The sequence below is a fragment of the Stenotrophomonas sp. genome, assembly GCF_050737075.1.
Classification (GTDB): domain Bacteria; phylum Pseudomonadota; class Gammaproteobacteria; order Xanthomonadales; family Xanthomonadaceae; genus Stenotrophomonas.
The window spans coordinates 1-19,091 of sequence record NZ_JBOHXV010000055.1 but is presented as its reverse complement, the minus strand read 5'-3'; the positions used below and the strand labels follow the sequence as shown (position 1 = coordinate 19,091).

Annotated in this window: 15 protein-coding genes; 7 read left to right on the top strand and 8 right to left on the bottom strand. The window is 66.9% G+C overall.

Annotation, left to right across the window (positions count from 1 at the left end):
• Nucleotides 1–18 precede the first annotated feature (18 nt).
• Nucleotides 19–2,604, top strand: coding sequence for a bifunctional aconitate hydratase 2/2-methylisocitrate dehydratase (gene acnB, locus ACREPD_RS13835; RefSeq protein WP_431599850.1), 2,586 nt, complete (start codon nt 19–21; stop codon nt 2,602–2,604).
• Nucleotides 2,605–2,819: 215 nt separating this feature from the next.
• On the opposite strand, the gene ACREPD_RS13830 is transcribed toward acnB, so the two are convergent.
• Complete coding sequence (locus ACREPD_RS13830; protein ID WP_431599849.1) at nt 2,820–3,200, bottom strand: hypothetical protein; 381 nt, start codon at nt 3,198–3,200, stop codon at nt 2,820–2,822.
• Between the two features lie 139 nt (nt 3,201–3,339).
• A complete protein-coding gene (locus ACREPD_RS13825) occupies nt 3,340–4,593 on the bottom strand; it encodes a LysR family transcriptional regulator (RefSeq protein WP_431599848.1) in 1,254 nt (417 codons plus the stop codon).
• Between the two features lie 100 nt (nt 4,594–4,693).
• Between ACREPD_RS13825 and ACREPD_RS13820 the strand changes: the two genes are divergently transcribed.
• The 6 genes from ACREPD_RS13820 (at nt 4,694) to ACREPD_RS13795 (ending at nt 11,064) form a co-directional block, all read left to right on the top strand.
• Nucleotides 4,694–5,365, top strand: a complete 672-nt coding sequence (locus tag ACREPD_RS13820; RefSeq protein WP_431599847.1) for a 4-carboxy-4-hydroxy-2-oxoadipate aldolase/oxaloacetate decarboxylase — start codon at nt 4,694–4,696, stop codon at nt 5,363–5,365.
• Entirely contained in the window at nt 5,358–6,413 is a 1,056-nt protein-coding gene (locus tag ACREPD_RS13815) for a 4-oxalomesaconate tautomerase (protein ID WP_431599846.1), read from the top strand. The genes ACREPD_RS13820 and ACREPD_RS13815 overlap by 8 nt, the downstream gene beginning before the upstream one ends.
• A gap of 42 nt (nt 6,414–6,455) precedes the next feature.
• Nucleotides 6,456–7,769 (top strand): C4-dicarboxylate transporter DctA, encoded by a 1,314-nt coding sequence (gene dctA, locus ACREPD_RS13810; RefSeq protein ID WP_431599845.1) that lies wholly within the window; start codon nt 6,456–6,458, stop codon nt 7,767–7,769.
• Between the two features lie 81 nt (nt 7,770–7,850).
• A complete protein-coding gene (locus tag ACREPD_RS13805; protein WP_431599844.1) occupies nt 7,851–9,131 on the top strand; it encodes a carbohydrate porin in 1,281 nt (426 codons plus the stop codon).
• Nucleotides 9,132–9,154: 23 nt separating this feature from the next.
• Complete coding sequence (locus tag ACREPD_RS13800; RefSeq protein ID WP_431599843.1) at nt 9,155–10,177, top strand: amidohydrolase family protein; 1,023 nt, start codon at nt 9,155–9,157, stop codon at nt 10,175–10,177.
• Nucleotides 10,177–11,064 (top strand): amidohydrolase family protein, encoded by an 888-nt coding sequence (locus tag ACREPD_RS13795; protein ID WP_431599842.1) that lies wholly within the window; start codon nt 10,177–10,179, stop codon nt 11,062–11,064. Before ACREPD_RS13800 ends, ACREPD_RS13795 begins: the two co-directional genes overlap by 1 nt.
• Nucleotides 11,065–11,250: 186 nt before the next feature.
• Here ACREPD_RS13795 and ACREPD_RS13790 read toward each other — a convergent pair whose 3' ends face one another.
• The 6 genes from ACREPD_RS13790 to ACREPD_RS13765 all read right to left on the bottom strand — a co-directional run bounded on the left by ACREPD_RS13790 (nt 11,251) and on the right by ACREPD_RS13765 (nt 18,900).
• On the bottom strand, nt 11,251–12,678 hold the full coding sequence (locus ACREPD_RS13790; protein ID WP_431599841.1) for a hypothetical protein: 1,428 nt from the start codon (nt 12,676–12,678) through the stop codon (nt 11,251–11,253).
• 142 nt (nt 12,679–12,820) lie between these two features.
• On the bottom strand, nt 12,821–14,050 hold the full coding sequence (locus ACREPD_RS13785) for a hypothetical protein (RefSeq protein ID WP_431599840.1): 1,230 nt from the start codon (nt 14,048–14,050) through the stop codon (nt 12,821–12,823).
• Nucleotides 14,051–14,100: 50 nt separating this feature from the next.
• Entirely contained in the window at nt 14,101–15,168 is a 1,068-nt protein-coding gene (locus ACREPD_RS13780; protein ID WP_431599839.1) for a protein-glutamate methylesterase/protein-glutamine glutaminase, read from the bottom strand.
• The gene (gene cheD / locus ACREPD_RS13775; RefSeq protein ID WP_421570505.1) at nt 15,165–15,761 is read right to left on the bottom strand and encodes a chemoreceptor glutamine deamidase CheD; all 597 of its coding nucleotides are present in this window, start codon (nt 15,759–15,761) and stop codon (nt 15,165–15,167) included. The genes ACREPD_RS13780 and cheD overlap by 4 nt, the downstream gene beginning before the upstream one ends.
• Nucleotides 15,758–16,624, bottom strand: a complete 867-nt coding sequence (locus ACREPD_RS13770) for a CheR family methyltransferase (RefSeq protein ID WP_431599838.1) — start codon at nt 16,622–16,624, stop codon at nt 15,758–15,760. The genes cheD and ACREPD_RS13770 overlap by 4 nt, the downstream gene beginning before the upstream one ends.
• A gap of 11 nt (nt 16,625–16,635) precedes the next feature.
• Nucleotides 16,636–18,900, bottom strand: coding sequence for a methyl-accepting chemotaxis protein (locus ACREPD_RS13765; RefSeq protein ID WP_431599837.1), 2,265 nt, complete (start codon nt 18,898–18,900; stop codon nt 16,636–16,638).
• Between the last annotated feature and the right edge of the window lie 191 nt (nt 18,901–19,091).

Here is a 19,091-nt window from a genome sequence, read left to right as displayed (position 1 = left end):
AATTTCCCGGGAGTTGTCATGTTGGAAGCCTACCGCCACCACGTAGCCGAGCGCGCCGCGCTTGGCATCCCGCCGCTGCCGCTGAGCGCCCAGCAGACGGCCGACGTCATTGAACTGCTGAAGAACCCGCCGGCGGGCGAGGCCGAGTTCCTGCTCGACCTGCTCACCCACCGCGTGCCGGCCGGTGTCGATGACGCCGCCAAGGTCAAGGCCTCGTACCTGGCCGCCATCGCCTTCGGCAGCGAAACCAACGCGCTGATCTCGCGCGAGCGCGCCACCGAGCTGCTGGGCACCATGCTGGGCGGCTACAACGTCGCGCCGCTGGTCCAGCTGCTGGACGATGCCGCCGTCGGCGCGATCGCCGCCACCGCGCTGAAGAACACCCTGCTGGTGTTCGACGCCTTCCATGACGTGCAGGAAAAGGCCAAGGCCGGCAATGCGCATGCCCAGGGCGTGCTGCAGAGCTGGGCCGATGCCGAGTGGTTCACCAGCCGCCCGGAAGTGCCGCAGAGCCTGACCATCACCGTGCTCAAGGTGACCGGCGAAACCAACACCGACGACCTGTCGCCGGCCCCGGACGCCACCACCCGCCCGGACATCCCGCTGCACGCCCTGGCGATGCTGAAGAACGCGCGCGACGGCATCACGCCGGAAGAAGACGGCAAGCGCGGCCCGGTCAAGTTCATTGAATCGCTGAAGGACAAGGGCCACCTGGTCGCCTACGTGGGCGACGTGGTCGGTACCGGCTCGAGCCGCAAGTCGGCCACCAACTCGGTGCTGTGGTTCACCGGCGAAGACATTCCGTTCATTCCGAACAAGCGCTTCGGCGGCGTGTGCCTGGGTTCGAAGATCGCCCCGATCTTCTACAACACCATGGAAGACGCCGGCGCGCTGCCGATCGAGCTGGACGTGTCGCAGATGAACATGGGCGACGTGGTCGAGCTGCGTCCCTATGACGGCAAGGCGCTGAAGGACGGCCAGGTCATCGCCGAGTTCCAGGTGAAGTCCGACGTGCTGTTCGACGAAGTGCGCGCCGGTGGCCGCATTCCGCTGATCATCGGCCGTGGCCTGACCGCCAAGGCGCGCGAAGCGCTGGGCCTGGCCCCGACCGACCTGTTCCGCCTGCCGATGGACCCGCCGGATACCGGCAAGGGCTTCTCGCTGGCGCAGAAGATGGTCGGCCGCGCCTGTGGCCTGCCGGAAGGCCAGGGCATGCGCCCGGGCACCTACTGCGAACCGAAGATGACCTCGGTGGGCTCGCAGGACACCACCGGCCCGATGACCCGCGACGAGCTGAAGGACCTGGCCTGCCTGGGCTTCTCGGCGGACCTGGTGATGCAGTCGTTCTGCCACACCGCCGCCTACCCGAAGCCAGTGGACGTCAAGACCCACCACACGCTGCCGGAATTCATCTCCACCCGTGGCGGCGTCTCGCTGCGTCCGGGCGACGGCGTGATTCACAGCTGGCTCAACCGCATGCTGCTGCCCGACACCGTCGGCACCGGCGGCGATTCGCACACCCGTTTCCCGGTGGGCATTTCGTTCCCGGCCGGCTCGGGCCTGGTTGCCTTCGCGGCGGCCACCGGCGTGATGCCGCTGGACATGCCCGAATCGGTGCTGGTCCGCTTCAAGGGCAAGATGCAGCCGGGCGTGACCCTGCGTGACCTGGTCAACGCGATTCCGCTGTACGCGATCAAGTCCGGTCTGCTGACCGTGGCCAAGGCCGGCAAGAAGAACATCTTCTCCGGTCGCATCCTGGAAATCGAAGGTCTGCCGGACCTGAAGGTCGAGCAGGCGTTCGAACTTTCCGATGCCTCGGCAGAGCGTTCGGCCGCCGGTTGCTCGGTGCACCTGAACAAGGAGCCGATCATCGAGTACCTCACCAGCAACATCACGCTGCTGAAGTGGATGATCGCCGAGGGTTACCAGGACGCACGTTCGCTGGCCCGCCGCATCGAGAAGATGGAAGCGTGGCTGGCCAACCCGGAGCTGCTGCAGCCGGATGCCGACGCCGAGTACGCCGCCGTCATCGAGATCGACCTGGCCGATATCCACGAGCCGATCGTGGCGTGCCCGAACGATCCGGACGACGTCAAGACGCTGTCGGACGTGGCCGGTGCGGCCATCGACGAAGTGTTCATCGGTTCGTGCATGACCAACATCGGTCACTTCCGTGCCGCCGCCAAGCTGCTGGAAGGCAAGCGCGACATCCCGACCAAGCTGTGGGTGGCCCCGCCGACCAAGATGGATGCCTCGGAGCTGACCAAGGAAGGCCATTACGGCACCTTCGGCACCGCCGGTGCCCGTATGGAAATGCCGGGCTGCTCGCTGTGCATGGGCAACCAGGCACAGGTACGCGAAGGCGCGACGGTGTTCTCGACCTCGACCCGCAACTTCCCGAACCGCCTGGGCCGCAACTCGAACGTGTACCTGGGTTCGGCTGAGCTGGCCGCGATCTGCTCGCGTCTGGGTCGCATCCCGACCAAGGAAGAGTACATGGCCGACATCGGCGTGCTGGATGCCAGCAGCAAGGACATCTACCGCTACATGAACTTCGACCAGATCGAGGATTACCAGGACGTGGCCAAGACGGTTGCCGCCTGACGCGGTGCCGGGCACTGCCCGGCACCGGTAGCCACCAACCATTGGTCGGTGGACGTTTCGAAAAACCCCCGGTGAAAACCGGGGGTTTTTTTTGGTCGTCTTTTCATGACGTCGGAACGGAGAGCCGTTGTTTGTTTCAGGTCATGCGTTACCGGGTGCGGACCCGTTATCGGCAGTCGTTTGGGAACCGACCCTACCGTCGCGATGCCATCGCTTCAGTTGTCCCACTCTTCGGGGGTCCAATTGGCGGTGCCCTGCACGCGTCGGCCCTCGTAATGCAGTACACCTTTCTTGCCTACGACATCGACCTCAAACCACGGCAAGCCATCGCGTTTGCGCGGGCGAATGTAGGCCCGTTTCTGAGCCCGATTGAATTCGACGTAGTAGGTGCGATGTGGCAGATAGCTCTTGAACTCGCTGGACATGATCTGGATGTAACCGACATCCTGGCGGCCTGTCATCTCCAGCGAAAAATGGAATGCACCCTGAGAAGCCTCGAACCGGAACAGGCTGCCGCTGGCGTTGATGCTGGAGGGCAGACAGCAAAGAAATGCCAAAAGTAAAAACGTCGAGGTTGATGGCAAGCGCCTTTCCATGGCATTCCTTCCGTAGCGTTGAACGTGCATCTCAACACAAGGAAGAGCGGCACGTAGCAACGGTGATCACAGATGGGGCCGGGAGGCGGCATACCAGGCATCCCGCGACACAAAGACCAGGCGCCGGTTTCCAATGCCATCAACGTGCCGGATAACGGAACGGCCACGCGTTGTCGGCGTCGTTGCTGCGTTCGGCGCAGACGGCGCGGAACGTTTCCACGAACGCCCGCTGCAGGCGGGTCGGGTGCCAGTCGGCGCGGGTGGTGAGCCCGATACGGCGGCGCAGGTCGTCGCCGGCGCTGCCGATTTCGCAGAGCAGGCCGGCGCGGCGCTCGATCACGAACTGGTCGCGTGACATCAGGGTCAGCCAGTCGTCCTCCAGCAGCAGGCCGCGGGTGATCAGTACCGAGCCGCATTCGATGCGCAGGCGCGGCGGTTCGTGGCCCTGTTGGCGGAACATGCGCTCCCAGCGGGCGCGTACCGGCGCGCCGGTGGCGGCGATGACCCACGGGAAGGCCAACAGCCGGTCGAAGTCGAGCGGGTCGCTGCCGGCCAGCGGGTGCCCGGTGCGGGCGACGATCACCGGGTCGTCGTCGAACAAACCCTCCTGCGCGACATCGCGCACGGGCAGGGTGTCGCGCATCGCGCCGATCAACAGGTCCAGGCTGCCTGCGCGCAGGTCGCCCAGCAGTTCGGCATACGGGCCTTCGATCACGTTGACCGATGCGCCGGGGTGGGCGCGGGCGAAGCGGGCCAATACCTGCGGCAGCAGGATCGCGCGCGCCAGCGGCATCACCCCGAGCGTGACCCGGCCGCCCTGTTCGGAGCGCAGCAGCGCCACTTCGTCCAGCCCCGCCGCCAGCTCCGACAGAGCCAGCCGTACCAGCCGCAGCATGCGCGTGGCGGCCGGGGTGGGCCGCACGGTCTTGCCGTGGCGTTCGGTCAGCGGCGTTTCAATGGCGGTGCCTAGTTCGTGCACGGCGCGATAGATCGCCGGCTGCGAGATCCCAGCGCGAGTCGCGGCCAGGGTGAAGCTGCCGGCATCGTCCACTGCCACCAGCGCCCGCAACTGGCCAAGCGTGACGCGTCGTTCCACCGCCGGCAGCGCGGGCAGGCGCTGCGCACGCCGTGCGACGCGCACGCCGTCGGCGATGTAGCCGAGCGCGCGCTCGATGCGCGGGACCAGCAGTTCCGCCGCTTCGGTGGGCGCCATGCCGCCGGGTTGGCGGTCGAACAGGGTCGCGTCGAGCTGGCTTTCCAGCCGGGCAATGGCCTGGGTCAGCGCCGGCTGGGAGAGATTCACGTGCGGGGCGGCGGCGCTGATGCCGCCGTGGTGGTGCACGGCGACCAGTGCGTGCAGATGCTTGAGGTTCAGCTCAAAGGGCCTGTTCATGGATCAACTATAACCAAACCCAATGGCTGTTGCGGAAATCGATCTTGAGGGGTTGGCGCGGGCAGACAAGACTGCACCATCGTCATTACAGGATGGATGGATGTCCCGCGTCGTTACCCACGTCGAACGCGCCGCTGCCGGCGCACTCCAGGTCCTCGGCCAAGCCGGTGTCGCCACCGCGCACGAGGCGCAGGGCCGAAGCGGCCTGCTGCACGCGCGGTTGCGCCCGATCTACAGCGGCGCGCGCATCGCCGGCAGCGCCATCACGGTGTCGGTGCCGCCCGGCGACAACTGGATGATGCACGTGGCCATCGAGCAGCTGCGCGACGGCGATGTGCTGGTAGTGGCGCCGACCAGCGACTGCACCGATGGCTATTTCGGCGACCTGCTGGCCACCTCGGCGCAGGTGCGCGGCTGCCGTGGGCTGGTGATCGACGCCGGCGTGCGCGATGTGCGCGACCTGACCGCGATGGGCTTTCCGGTCTGGAGCCGCGCGATCCACGCGCAGGGCACGGTCAAGGAAACGCTGGGCGCGGTGAACGTGCCGGTGGTCTGCGGCGGCGCGCTGGTCCACCCCGGCGATGTGGTGATCGCCGACGATGACGGCGTGTGCATCGTGCCGCGTGCCCATGCCATGCGCATTGCGGCCGAATCGCAGGCGCGCGAGGCGCGCGAGGCCGAGAAGCGCGAGCGGCTGGCCAAGGGCGAGCTGGGCCTGGATATCTATGCCATGCGCGAACGCCTGGCGGCCAAGGGCCTGCGCTATGAATAAGGGTGTGCCCGCGATGTGGATGCGTGGCGGCACCTCCAAGGGCGGCTACTTCCTGGCCACCGATCTGCCCGCCGACGCGGCCGCGCGTGATGCCTTCCTGCTGCGCGCCTACGGCTCGCCGGACCCGCGCCAGATCGACGGCATGGGTGGCGCCGATCCGCTGACCTCCAAGGTGGCGGTGGTTTCGCCGTCGCAGCGGCCCGATGCGGACGTGGACTACCTGTTCCTGCAGGTGTTCGTGGACCAGGCGGTGGTGAGCGACGCGCAGAACTGCGGCAACCTGTTGGCCGGCGTAGGCCCGTTCGCCATCGAGCGTGGGCTGGTGCAGCCGAGCGGCGACGACACCGACGTGCGCATCTTCATGGTGAACACCGGCAAGGTGGCGACCGCCAACGTACAGACCCCCGGTGGCAAGGTGCGCTATGACGGTACGGCCCGGATCGACGGCGTGCCGGGCACGGCAGCGCCGATTCCACTGACCTTTGCCGACATTGCCGGTTCGAGCTGCGGTGCGCTGCTGCCAACCGGCAACGCGGTGGATGTGATCGACGGGGTGGAGGTCACCCTGATCGATAACGGCATGCCGTGCGTGGTGCTGCGCGCCAGCGACGCAGGCGTGAGCGGCTACGAAGACCGCGCGACGCTCGATGCTGACGACGCGGTGAAGGCACGGCTGGAGGCGATCCGCCTGCAGGCCGGTCCGCTCATGAACCTGGGCGACGTCACGGCGCAGTCGGTTCCCAAGATGATGCTGGTGGCGGCGCCGCGCGAGGGTGGCGCGATCGGCGTGCGGTCGTTCATTCCACACCGCTGCCACGCCTCCATCGGCGTGCTGGGTGCGGTAACCGTGGCCACCGCCTGCCTGCTGCCCGGATCGCCGGCGCACGCGCTGGCGGTGCTGCCCGATGGCGACCGCCTGCAGCTGGACATCGAACACCCCAGCGGCAGCACCGGCTGCGTGCTGGAGCGCGACGCACAGGGGCAGGTGACCACCGCCGCCATCCTGCGCACCGCCCGAAAGCTGTTCGACGGCGTGCTGTTCGACTGAATACGCGCGACGTCTCTATTCTTGTGACCTGGGAGGGTTGTTATGACTGTTGTTGAGAAGCGGCAGGGCCGCTTCGGCGTCTTTGGCCAGTTGTGGTTCCAGGTGCTGGCCGGCACCATCATCGGCGTCCTGCTGGGCTGGCTGCAGCCCGACTGGGGTTCGGCGATGAAGCCGTTCGGCGATGCCTTCATCAAGCTGATCCGCATGATGATCGGCCCGATCATCTTCGTGACGGTGGTGCACGGCATCGCCGGCATGCGCGACATGCGCAGCGTGGGCCGGCTCGCGCTGAAATCGCTGATCTACTTCGAGGTGATCACCATCCTGGCGCTGATCGTCGGGCTGGTCGCGGTGGACCTGTGGCAGCCCGGCGCAGGCATGAACATCGACCCGGCCACCATCGACATGGCCAGCATCCAGGGATACGTGCATACCGCGCACGACCAGTCGATCGTGTCGTACATCATGGCGATCATTCCCAACACGCTGGTCAGTGCGTTCACCGAAGCGCATGTGCTGCAGGTGCTGTTCGTGGCGGTGCTGTTCGGTGTCGCGCTGGCGTCCATCGGTGAGCGCGGCGCCCCGGTGATGAAGGTCATCGAAGGTACCTCGTCGGCGCTGTTCAAGATCATCGGCTACGTCATGTATTTCGCGCCGATCGGTGCGTTCGGTGCCATCGCGTTCACCGTGGGCCAGTTCGGTGCCGGTTCGCTGCTGTCGCTGGGCGAGCTGATCATCGAGTTCTTCGTGGTCTGCGCGGCGTTCACCGTGTTCGTGCTCGGTACGGTGTGCTGGTGGACCGGCGCCAGCCTGTGGCGGCTGCTGGCCTACCTGCGCGACGAGATCGTGATCGTGGCGGCGACCACCTCCACTGAGACGGTGCTGCCGCGCCTGATCGAGAAGATGAAGAAGCTGGGCTGCGAAGAAGGCGTGGTCGGTTTCGTGATTCCGGCCGGCTACTCGTTCAACCTTGATGGCACCTGCCTGTACCTGACCACGGTGGCGCTGTTCCTGGCCCAGGCGACCAACACCGAGCTGACCGTGTGGCACCAGCTGGGTCTGATCGCGGTGCTGCTGCTGACCTCCAAGGGCGCCGCCGGCGTGGCCGGTGCGGCGTTCGTGGTGCTGGCGGCGACGCTGGGCACCACCGGCACCATCCCGGTGGCCAGCATCGCGCTGATCCTGGGCATCCACCGCATCCTGGCCGAGGGCCTGACCTTCGTGAACCTGGTCGGCAACGCGATTGCGGTGCTGGTGATCGCCAAGTGGGAAGGCAAGCTGGACGAGAAGGTGATGGCCGCGCAGATCGGCACCCGCCGCGCCCGCCTGCGCCACCTCGGCGTGCGCGAAGCCTGACCCGATGCGCCGCGGGCTGCCCGCGGCGCCACCCCATAACGCATTGAACCCGCTGCCCATGGCAGCGGGAAGGGAGATTGCATGTCCATCCTCCGTTACACCCCGCTGGCGCTGTTGCTGAGCGCCGCGCTGGCCGCACCGGCAGCCGCCGAGGGCACCGTGCCCAATGGCATCGACCTGACCCTGGATTTCGTCGGCAACGTCGCCTCCAACCCCGTCGGCGGGGTGGAGCAGGGCACGGAAGGCTCGTACTGGATCATGGCCCAGTCGAAGTTTGACCTGGACGAACTGTTCGGCGTGCACAACACCGACGTGGACGCGCAGTGGGCCTGGTTCGCCGGCGGCAACCTGGCGCGCGAGAAGATCGGCAACTCGATCAGTGCGCAGCAGACCTGGCGGCCGGTGGCCGGCGGGCGGCTGACCCGGCTAACCGTGCGTCACCGCTTCGACAACGGGTTGAGCATCACCGCCGGCCGCGCGCCGGTGAACAGCTACTTCAACAATTCGCCGCTCAACTGCGTGTTCATGAGCAATGCGATGTGCCTCACCCCCTATGGTGCGATCACCGACCTGGGCATCACCGCGTTCCCGAACTCGTCGTGGGCCGGCATCCTGCGCTACGACGTGAATGATCGCTGGTACGTGCAGGGCGGCGCCTTCGACTACAACAACGAGCTGAACAAGGCCGGCAAGAACGGCCTGGACTTCTCGGTGGGCGAGGGCACCGGCACCCTCACCGCGTATGAGGCCGGCTACCAGACCAGCTTCGCCAACGACCGGCTGCCGCGCACCTATCGGGTGGGCATGTACCGCAACACCGACGGCGGCAAGAGCTCCTATTTCGATGCCAACGGCAACTCGGCCGCGCTGTCCGGGAAGCCCACGGCGATGCAGGACGGCGCGCGCCTGGGCTGGTACGCGATGGCCGACCAGACCGTGTGGCGTGGCGAGGGCAAGCGCAACCTGGCGCTGTTCGCGCGCGCGTACGTCAATACGGGCAACGAGGCACCGGTGGACCAGTTCCTGGCCGCCGGCTTCGTCAAGACCGGCACCTTCGCCGGCCGCGACCAGGACACGCTGGCGATGTTCGTGTCCAACACGCACTTCAGCGATGAGCAGATCGCCTTCCTGCGCGACCGCCGTGCACGCAATGGCGGCAGCGGCGCGCCGCATGCCGACGAGATCATCGCCGAGCTCAGCTATGGCTGGGCGGTGCACAAGGGCGTCCGCCTGATGCCGAACCTGCAGTACGTGATCAACCCGGACCCGATCTACGCACCCACCCGTACCACCGACATTCCCGACGCGTTGATCGTCGGGCTGCGCGTGGACGTCCATTTCGCCCAGCTGTTCGGCTGGTAACTCCTCCCCCACGAGGCCTCCCGATGATCATCGATTGCCACGGTCACTACACGACCGCCCCCGCCAGCCACGATGCGTTCCGCAAGGCGCAGGTGGCCCACTTCAACGATCCGTCGCTGCCGGCACCGGTGTACCCGACGATCAGCGACGACGAACTGCGCGAAAGCGTGGAAGGCAACCAGCTACGACTGCTGCGCGAGCGCGGCGCGGACATGACCATCTTCTCGCCGCGCGCCAGCACCATGGCACACCACATCGGCGACGAGGCGGTGAGCGCGGAATGGACGCGGCGCTGCAATGACCTCATCGCGCGCGTGGTGAAGCTGTACCCGGAGACCTTCATCGGCGTGTGCCAGCTGCCGCAGTCGCCCGGCGTGCCCATCGCCAACTCTATCGCCGAGCTGGAGCGCTGCGTCAACGAGCTGGGCTTTGTGGGTTGCAACCTCAATCCCGACCCCTCCGGTGGGCACTGGACCGGCCTGCCGCTCACCGACCGCGCCTGGTACCCGTTCTTCGAGAAGATGGTGGAGCTGGATGTACCGGCGATGGTGCACGTGTCGGGCAGCTGCAATGCCAACTTCCACGCCACCGGCGCGCATTACCTCAACGCCGACACCACCGCGTTCATGCAGTTCCTGCAGGGCGACCTGTTCCGTGACTTCCCGGACCTGCGTTTCATCATCCCGCACGGCGGCGGCGCGGTGCCCTACCACTGGGGCCGGTTCCGCGGGCTGGCGGACATGCTGGGCAAGCCGCCGCTGAACGAACATGTGATGAAGAATGTGTTCTTCGACACCTGCGTTTACCATCAACCGGGCATCGACCTGCTGTTCAAGGTGATCGACATCGACAACATCCTGTTTGGCTCGGAAATGGTGGGCGCGGTGCGTGGCATCGACCCGGAAACCGGGCAGTACTTCGACGACACCCTGCGCTACGTGGAGGCGTTGGGGCTGTCGGCGGCGGACCGCACCAAGGTGCTGTCGGGCAACGCGCGCCGCGTGTACCCGCGACTGGATGCCCAACTGAAGGCGAGGGGGCTGTAATGGCGGAGTTCGTGAAAGATGCCGACTGGCTGGATTTCTGCCCGGACCCGAGCCGGCCGGCGTTCGTGCCACCGCCGGGTGCGGTGGATGCGCATTGCCATGTGTTCGGCCCCGGCGACCAGTTTCCGTACGCGCCCGAGCGCAAGTACACGCCGTGCGATGCGGGCAAAGAACAGCTGTTCGCGCTGCGCGACCACCTGGGTTTCGAGCGCAATGTGATCGTGCAGGCGACCTGCCATGGCGCTGACAACCGGGCACTGGTCGATGCGCTGCGCAGCGCCGACGGTCGCGCGCGCGGCGTGGCCACGGTGCGCGATACGGTCACCGACGAGGAGTTGCAGGAGCTGCATGCGGCGGGGGTGCGCGGGGTGCGCTTCAATTTCGTGAAGCGGCTGGTGGACCCGAAGCCGGATGCCTACTACCACGCGATCATCGCGCGGATCGCGCCGCTGGGCTGGCATGTGGTGGTGTACTTCGAGGCGGCGGACCTGGCCGAACGCTGGGACTTCTTCACCTCGTTGCCCACCACCGTGGTGGTGGACCACATGGGGCGGCCGGACGTGAGCCTGCCGGTGGACGGGCCCGAGTTCCAGCGATTCGTGCGATTGATGCGCGAACACCCGAACGTGTGGAGCAAGGTGAGTTGCCCGGAGCGGTTGTCGCAGTCCGGGCCCCCGGACTACGACGATGTGGTGCCGTTCGCCCGGCACCTGGTCGAGCAGTTCCCCGACCGGGTGCTGTGGGGCACCGATTGGCCGCATCCCAACCTGAAATCGCACATGCCCGACGACGGCAAGCTGGTGGATTTCATTCCGCGGATCGCCGTGACGGCCGACCAGCAGCAGAAGCTGCTGGTCGATAACCCGATGCGGTTGTATTGGGGGTAATGGCGTAACCGAGTTGGCCTTGCCGGTAGGGTCGCATCCCAATCGACTGCCGGGGTGGTGACCATCTCATTGGGGCATGGACCTGCAACGGAGCGACTGTGCCGAAGTCGGTTTCGTTTCGGGTCCATGCGTCAAAGAATGTCGGGGTGCTATCGGCAGTCGTTTGGGAACCGACCCTACCGGGCCTCAGGTCTGTTCTGTAGCGGCTACCGTCTGCGCTTCGTTCGACTGCGCCGTTTCCTGCTCCGGCTGGGCAAGCTCCGGGAATACCTTCGGCAGTTCGGCGACGAAACTGGCGACGCAGCGCTCGGCAAACGCCTGCGAGGCAGCTCTCACTTTGGCGTAGTCGTCGGCCTGCCATTCGTCCAGCGGGGCCTGGAGCCGCTCATCGGTGCAATACACGATGGTCTGGGTCTGGCCGTCCTTCGGCAGCAGGAAGCCGATGCTGGCCTGGTGGCGAAGCTCGTACGGGACGTTCGAGCCGGCCAGTTTCTGGTACGCCAGCGTCCAGGTACCGGCGCTGGCCTGCACCGTGCGGCGCTCGACAGGAATCGCATCGGGGTGGGCGCGGAAGAACTCGGCCAGTTCCGCGCGCAGCAGGTCCGGCATGTGGACCACGGCCGGGCTTGGCACGCTCTCGATGGTGTCACCGCGCAGGTTGTTCTTGTTGAATCCATCCACGCGCCCAACGTAGGCACGACCCGTGACGGCCAGCGCCAGAACGCCCAGCTTCAGGCCGACGACCTTGCCGGTATCGCCCCGGCTCACCAGCCGCAGCGCAAGATCACCGTAGCGATTGTTGTCCTGCCCGGTCCCCTGGGTAGACATGATGCCCACGGTACGGGTCCAGTCGCGCGGCGCGACTGCCGCTACGGCGGGTGCCACCACGGCGTTACCGTCCGGCACCGCAGCGGCCGCGACCAACGCCGTTGCATCGGCGGCAACGGTCGTCATCGCTTCGCTCGTCCCGGTGCTGTCAGCGGGCGTGGCTGGCGCGGCCTCCACCGGTGCCTCGCAGCGCTGCGGCGGGAAGGTGGTCGCCTGCGCCTGCACGCTGCCATCGGCACCCACGTGGTTCGCACTCAACCGGCAGATGCCGCCGGCCGTGCTCATGAAGACTTCGTAGTCCTGGCCCGGTTCAGCAGTGAACTGCAGGGTCAGCTCGCGATCGCAGCGATAGTCGTTGGTGTTCTCGACGCGAGCGTCGAAGATCAGCGGCCGGCCGCCGGCAACGGCGTATTCCTGGTAGTTTGGCTTGGAAAACAGCACGCTCTTCATGTTGCGTACGGTTGACGTTTCCGGCATGCCAAGCGCGATGTTGTCGGGTGCGCCGCCGAACAGGCTGCCGATCGCGCGTGCGCCGGAGCGGGCGACGTCGACCTTGTCGGTGTAGGTGTTCCGGCAGGCTGCGTCGGTATACATGGTGATGCCCTGGCCATTCTGGCCGAAGATACGGACACGGGCTTTGGCGGCGGCAGGCACGGGCGCTATGTCAGGCGTGGCGGACGTTTCGGCGCTGGTTGCGGCAGCGGTGGATTCCTGGGCTGCGGCGGGGCCGGCCAGTAGAACGGTGGCCAGCAAAAGGCCGGTGACGGTGTGAAGTGTTGCACTCACGGTGTTGCTCCTTGTTGAAATCGGTAGTGCGTGACGCACGCATTGACGACAGCCGGGCAGAGCCCGGCGCTACGCCGCCAACGCATCATCACTTTTTCAGCCGCGCGCCAGCGCCATGGTGGAGTAGGGGCCCCGGTCGCGCTCAGTCCGAACGGCTGCACAGGCTTGGCGTCGGGCGGATCTGCTGCGGTACCAGGCTGCCATCGGCCTGCACTTCGCGGATGTGCAGCCGGCACATCTTGTTGGCGACCTCCATTTCCACTTCGTAATCCTGGCCTGGCTTGGCGATGAACTGCGACGACATCCTGCTGGAGCACCAAGAGGCATTGTTGGTCTCCATGCCGGCTTCGAAGATCAGGGGTTTACCGCCGGCCACCTCGTATTCCTGGTAGTTGGGTGCGTTATGCATGTTCTCCATGTTGCGCACGGTAGCCGTCTCGGGGATGCCGATCGCGATGTTGTCCGGGGTACCGGCGAAGAGGCCGCCGATGCCGGCGAAGCCTCCCGGTGGTGGACGCTTTACCTCGATCTTTTCGCGATAGTCGTCTTTGCATGCAGCGTCGGTGTACATGGTGATGCCGCGCCCGGCGCTGCCGAAGATCCGCACCCGGGCGGGTGGAACCGCGTCCTCGGCGTAGCCGCTGAGGTCTGCAGTGGCCAGCGGGCGGGGGTAGAAGGTCCGCACCTTTTTGGCGAGCTGCCCCATGCAGTCCATCGCGATCACCTGCGCGGCCTGCTTCAGCAGCGCGTAATCGTTGGCTTGCCACTCGTCCAGTGTCGCCCTCCGGTCGTTGTTGCTGCAACTGGTCAGATCGGCCAGAGTGCCGTCCGTGCGCCGCTGTTCAATGACTGTGCGGTGATTGAGCCGGTACAGCGGGTTGTTGCGCTGGTTACCCTGATGGACCAGCGCCCATTCGTCGGAAGCGAACCTGAGCACGCTGTTCTGCGCAGGCACTGCATCGGGGACATTGCGGAAGTAGGTGCCCAGCAGAATATTGGCCATCAGCGGCATCAGGGTAATGGCGGGGCTTTCCTGGCTGTCGATGGTGGTGCCAGGCAGGTTGTCGCGGCGGCCATAGTCCGGCCTGCTGTCGCCGAATATCTTCCCCAGGCCGGTGGGGTTGAGGCTCTTGCTGTCCTCCTGGGTGACGATGCGGAGCACGGCGTCAGCCGGGCGGGTTCGGCGGATCGTGGTGCCCGGTCCGCCATCGATCCGCACCCGGTCGGTCCAGACTGCCTGGACTTCCGGGGCCACGGCTGCGCCGATGTCGGATTTGGCCGGAACGGATGGGGGGGCCGCAAGGGCGACGGTCGGGATGATCAGCACGCCGGCCAAGAGGAGGCCGGTCGTGCAGGGGCGGCGTAATGCCATGTAAAGCTCCTTGAACGCAGTACAAAAGGGCGTAGGGCCCGTGGTCCGGGTCAACCGCGGGACAGTGCCATCAAACGATCGGCAATCCGCTCCAGTGGCACCTGCTCCTCCGCGGCGCCCAGTTTAAACGCTGCGCCGGGCATGCCCCACACCACGCTGGTGGCTTCGTCCTGCACCAGCGTCGGTGCGCCCACGTTCTTGAGTTCGAGCAGGCCGCGTGCGCCGTCGTCGCCCATGCCGGTGAGGATGGCGCCGATGGCATTGGCGCCGGCACTCTCCGCGACGGAACGGAACAGCACGTCCACCGCCGGCTTGTGGCGGTTCACGGCCGGGCCGTCGTCGACGCGGCAGCGCCAGCGCGCACCGTCACGGATCACCCGAAGGTGCTTGCCGCCCGGCGGCAGGTAGGCATGGCCCGGCAGCACGGCTTCGCCGTCGGTGGCTTCGCGCACCGACATCGCCGAATGGCGATCCAAGCGTTCGGCAAACGGGGTGCTGAAGGTGGCGGGCAGGTGCTGGGTAAGCACCACGGCGGGGGCGTCGGCCGGCAGGCCTTCGAGCACCACGCGCAGGGCTTCGGTGCCCCCGGCCGAGGCGCCGATGGCGATCAGACGGTCGGTGGTACGGAACTGGATCGAACGCGCCGGGGTGGGCGCCACAGCATCCAACGTGATGCGCGGCGTGATCGGGCGGGCCAGGGTGCGCACGCGCGAGCGCGCCGCCATCTTGACCTTGCCGATGATCTCTTCGGCGTAGCCCTGCAGGCCGCGCGCCACATCGAACTTGGGCTTGGAAATGAAGTCCACCGCGCCCAGCGCCAGCGCCTGCAGGGTGGTGTCGGCGCCGCGTTCGGTCAGCGATGAAATCATCACCACCGGCAGCGGATGCAGGCGCATCAGGTTTTCCAGGAATGCCAGGCCGTCCATGCGCGGCATTTCCACGTCCAGCGTGATCACGTCCGGGGCCAGACGCTTGATCTTCTCGCGCGCAAGCAACGGGTCGGCGGCGGTGCCGACCACCTCGATGCCCGGGTCGCTGCCCAGGATCTCGCTCAGCATCTGCCGGACCACCGCCGAATCGTCGACGATCAGGACTCTGCAGGGGGCACCGTGGATCATTCGAACAGCTCCACGCCACCCGTGACCGGGGCCCGCGCCAGACGGGCGCGCACGGCGATTTCGGTCGCGGCGACTTCGGCTTCGTGGGCATGCGGCAGGCGCTGCACGACGACACGGCCGGTGTCGGCGAAGAACCACACCTTGCGCGGATGGATGCCGCACAGGTCCTCGGCCAGCACCGGGATGTGTTCGGCCTGCAGGTACTGGCGCACGAATTCGGCGTTGCGGGTGCCCACCGGGTTGCTGGTGAAGCCCTTGAGCACATTGGCCCCGCCGAACACCTTCGCCTCCAGGCGCTTGCGGTGCGCGCCGCGCTTGAGCAGGTCGTTGATCAGCAGTTCCATGGCGTAGCTGCCGTAGCGTGCCGGTGCACCGTCGCCGACATTGCCTTCGGGTAGCAGGAAGTGGTTCATGCCGCCGATCTTCAGCACCGGGTCGCGCAGGCACGCGGCCACGCAGGAGCCCAGCGTGGTGGTCAGCGCGGTTTCGTCATCGACCACCAGGTACTGGGTCGGCAGCAGCTTGGCGGCGGTGACCTTGAAGCGGCTGTCGTAGTAACGCATCACCTCGTCGTTGCGGGCCGCCAGGTTCATGCCGGGGCTCCCGGCGCGCGCTTGTACAGGGTGCGGCCGCACGGCTGGATCAGGTCGGCGGCATGCAGGTAATTTTCCGAATGGCCGGTGTAGAGCAGGCCGTCGTCGCCCATGTGCTGGATCAGGCGCGAGAGGATGCCGCGCTGGGTGGGCTTGTCGAAGTAGATCATCACGTTGCGGCAGAACAGGGCGTCGAACGGGCCGCCGACGTCGTAACGGGGGGCCAGCAGGTTGAGCGGGCGGAAGTCGATCAGGTCGCGCAGCGCCGGGTTGATCCGGCAGCTTCCCTCGTTGGGGCCGCTGCCGCGCTGGAAGTAGCGCCGCTTGATGGCCGGGTCCAGCCCGGACACGCGGTCGATGGCGTAGACGCCGCGGCTGGCCGTGGCCAGCACCTGGGTGTCGACGTCGGTGGCGAGGATGCGTACCGGCGGCTTGAGCGTGCCGAACGCCTCGCACGCGGTGATCGCCATGGAGTAGGGCTCCTCACCGGTCGACGCCGCGCAGGACCACAGCTGCAGGGTGCCGTGGCCGGCACGTGCGCGCAGTTCGGTATCCAGCTTCTCGAAATGGTGCGGTTCGCGGAAGAACGCGGTGAGGTTGGTGGTCAACGCATTGGTGAACGCCTGCCACTCGTCGCCGCCGTGCTTCTCCAGCTGGTCCAGGTAGTCCTGGAAGCTGCGCAGGCCGAGCGCGCGCAGCCGCCGCGAGAGGCGGCCATAGACCATGTCACGCTTTGCCGGCGCGAGGGAGATACCCACGCGCTGGTAGATCAGATCGCAGATGCGGCGGAAGTCGCGGTCGGAGAACTCGAACTCGCGGCCGGCCGGCGTGGCGGTGGAGACGGGTGCGGTAGGCGTGGTCACAGGCGGATTCCTTAGAACTCTTGCCAGTTGCCGTCGTCGGCCGTGGTGCGCGATGCACGCGCGGCCGGTGCAGGCGTGGCCGGGCGGGTGACCTTGGCGGCGGGCTTGACGCTGCGCGGCGCTGCCGGGGGGGCGATACGGGCGGTGACGGCGCTCAGCGCGACGGCGACCTGGTTGTCCAGGCGGAAGATCGACACCGCGTCGGCCAGTTGGGTGGCCTGTTCTTCCATGGCGCGGGCGGCGGCGGTGGCTTCTTCGACCAGCGCGGCATTCTGCTGGGTGGTCTCGTCCATCTGGGTCACGGTCTGGTTGACCTGCTCGATGCCGGCCGACTGTTCCTGCGAGGCGGCGGAGATCTCGGCCATGATGTCGGTCACGCGCTGCACCGAGGCGACGATCTCGCCCATGGTGGTGCCGGCCTTGCGCACCAGCGCCGAACCATCGGCGACGCTGGACACCGATTCGTCGATCAGGCCCTTGATCTCCTTGGCGGCACCGGCCGAACGCTGGGCCAGGGTGCGTACTTCGGAGGCGACCACGGCGAAGCCGCGGCCCTGCTCACCGGCACGTGCGGCTTCCACTGCGGCATTCAGCGCCAGGATGTTGGTCTGGAAAGCGATGCCGTCGATGACCGAAATGATCTCGGCGATCCGCTTCGAGCTGGCCTCGATGGCGCTCATGGTGGTGACCACCTGGCCGACCACGTCGCCGCCCTGCGAGGCCACGCCGTGTGCGCCGATTGCCAGCTGGTTGGCCTGGCGTGCGTGTTCGGCATTCTGGCGCACGGTGGAGGTCAGTTCCTCCATCGAGGCGGCGGTCTCCTCCAGGTTGGCGGCCTGCTGCTCGGTACGGCGCGACAGGTCGCTGTTGCCGGTGGCGATCTCGGTGGCGGCCTGGTTGATGCTGCCGGCCGACTGCTGGATCTGGCCGACGATCTGGGTCAGCTGGGTGACGGTGGCATTGGCGTCGTCGCGCATGGTGGCGAACACGCCCTGGTACTCGCCGTGCATGCGCGCGGTGAGGTCGCCTTCGGCGATGGCCGACAGCAGGGTCGAGAGCTTGCCCAGGTTGTCGTCGCTGACCTGCATCATCGCGTTGAGGCTGGCGATCATCTGGCCGAAATCGTGGTCGAAACGCGCGGCATCGCCACGCTGGGTGAAATCGCCCGCGGCGGCGGCGGCGCCCAGGCGCTTGATCTCGGCGTTGATGCTGGCCAGGTTGTGCTTGACGGTGTCCACGGTGGTGCTGATGGCGGCCTTGTCGCCCGGGTAGCGCGCGATGTCGGCGCTCAGGTCGCCCACGGCGTAGCGCTGCACCACGGCCAGCACGTCCTGCATGGTCTGCACGTGCGCGCCGACCAGGGCGTTGGTTTCATGCACCATCAAGCCGTACTCGCCCGGGAAGGCGGATTCGTCCATGCGGAAGCGGGTCTGGCCGGCATCGTGCTGGCTGGCCATCTCGCGCTGGGCGCCGATCACGGCGTGCAGCTGCTGCTGCATGCGGCCCATGCTGTCCAGCAGGCGGCCCGGTTCGTCCTGCGCCTGCGCGCCGATGCGGGTGTCGAGCTTGCCGCGCGCGATGCTGTCGGCCACGGTGGTGGCCTGGCGCAGCGGGCCGGTGATGCGGTTGCCGATCAGCCAGCTCAGCGCCAGTACCACCAGCACCAGCGCGCCGCCGGTGGCGGCCATGATGCCGGTGAATGCAAGCGCGTCGGCCTGCACGTCGTCCATGTACACGCCGCTGGTGACCACCCACTGCCAGGGGGCATACATGCCGGCGTAGGTGGACTTTTCGATCAGCTTGTCGCCCATGCCCGGCTTGGTGGTCGCGTAATAGGTATAGCCGCCGCCGGTCTTGGCCATGTCCACCTGCTGCAGGTACAGCGGCACGCCGTCCTTGGACAGGTAGTCCTTCTGCACCTTGCCGACGCGGTCGGGCGCGAACGGGTGCATGAGCAGGGTGTAATCGGTGGCCAGCACGTTGTAGTACGCGCTCTCGCCGTCGGCGCGCATGCTGTGCAGGGCCTGCAGCGCCGCCGCCTTGGCCGCTTCTTCGGTGAGTTCGCCGGTGCCGGCCAGACGCTTGTAGTGGTCGAGGATGCCGTAGGTCAGTTCGACCTGGGTCTTCAGGGCGTCTTTGCGGGTCTCGGCCAGATCAACGTACTGCTTGCGTGCGGCGATCACGGCCAGGGCGATGACGCCGAGGGCGATCAGGAGAGTAAGCAGGTTCAACTTGCCGCGGACGGACAGGTTGGAGAAGCGGCTGGAAAGATTCATGGCGTGGGGGTCTTCTCTAGCGGGGGCGTACAGCGGAAGCCGACGTCGACGAACGTGTCGAGGCAATGGGGTTATCGGCAGAAACCGGCGCCGATTGAGGCGCACGAGCTGAGCGCATTCAGTTTCAGATATGAGAAGGCCCCGATGCCGGAGCATCGGGGCCTGTGTGTTTCACCGCAGCGCGATTGCGC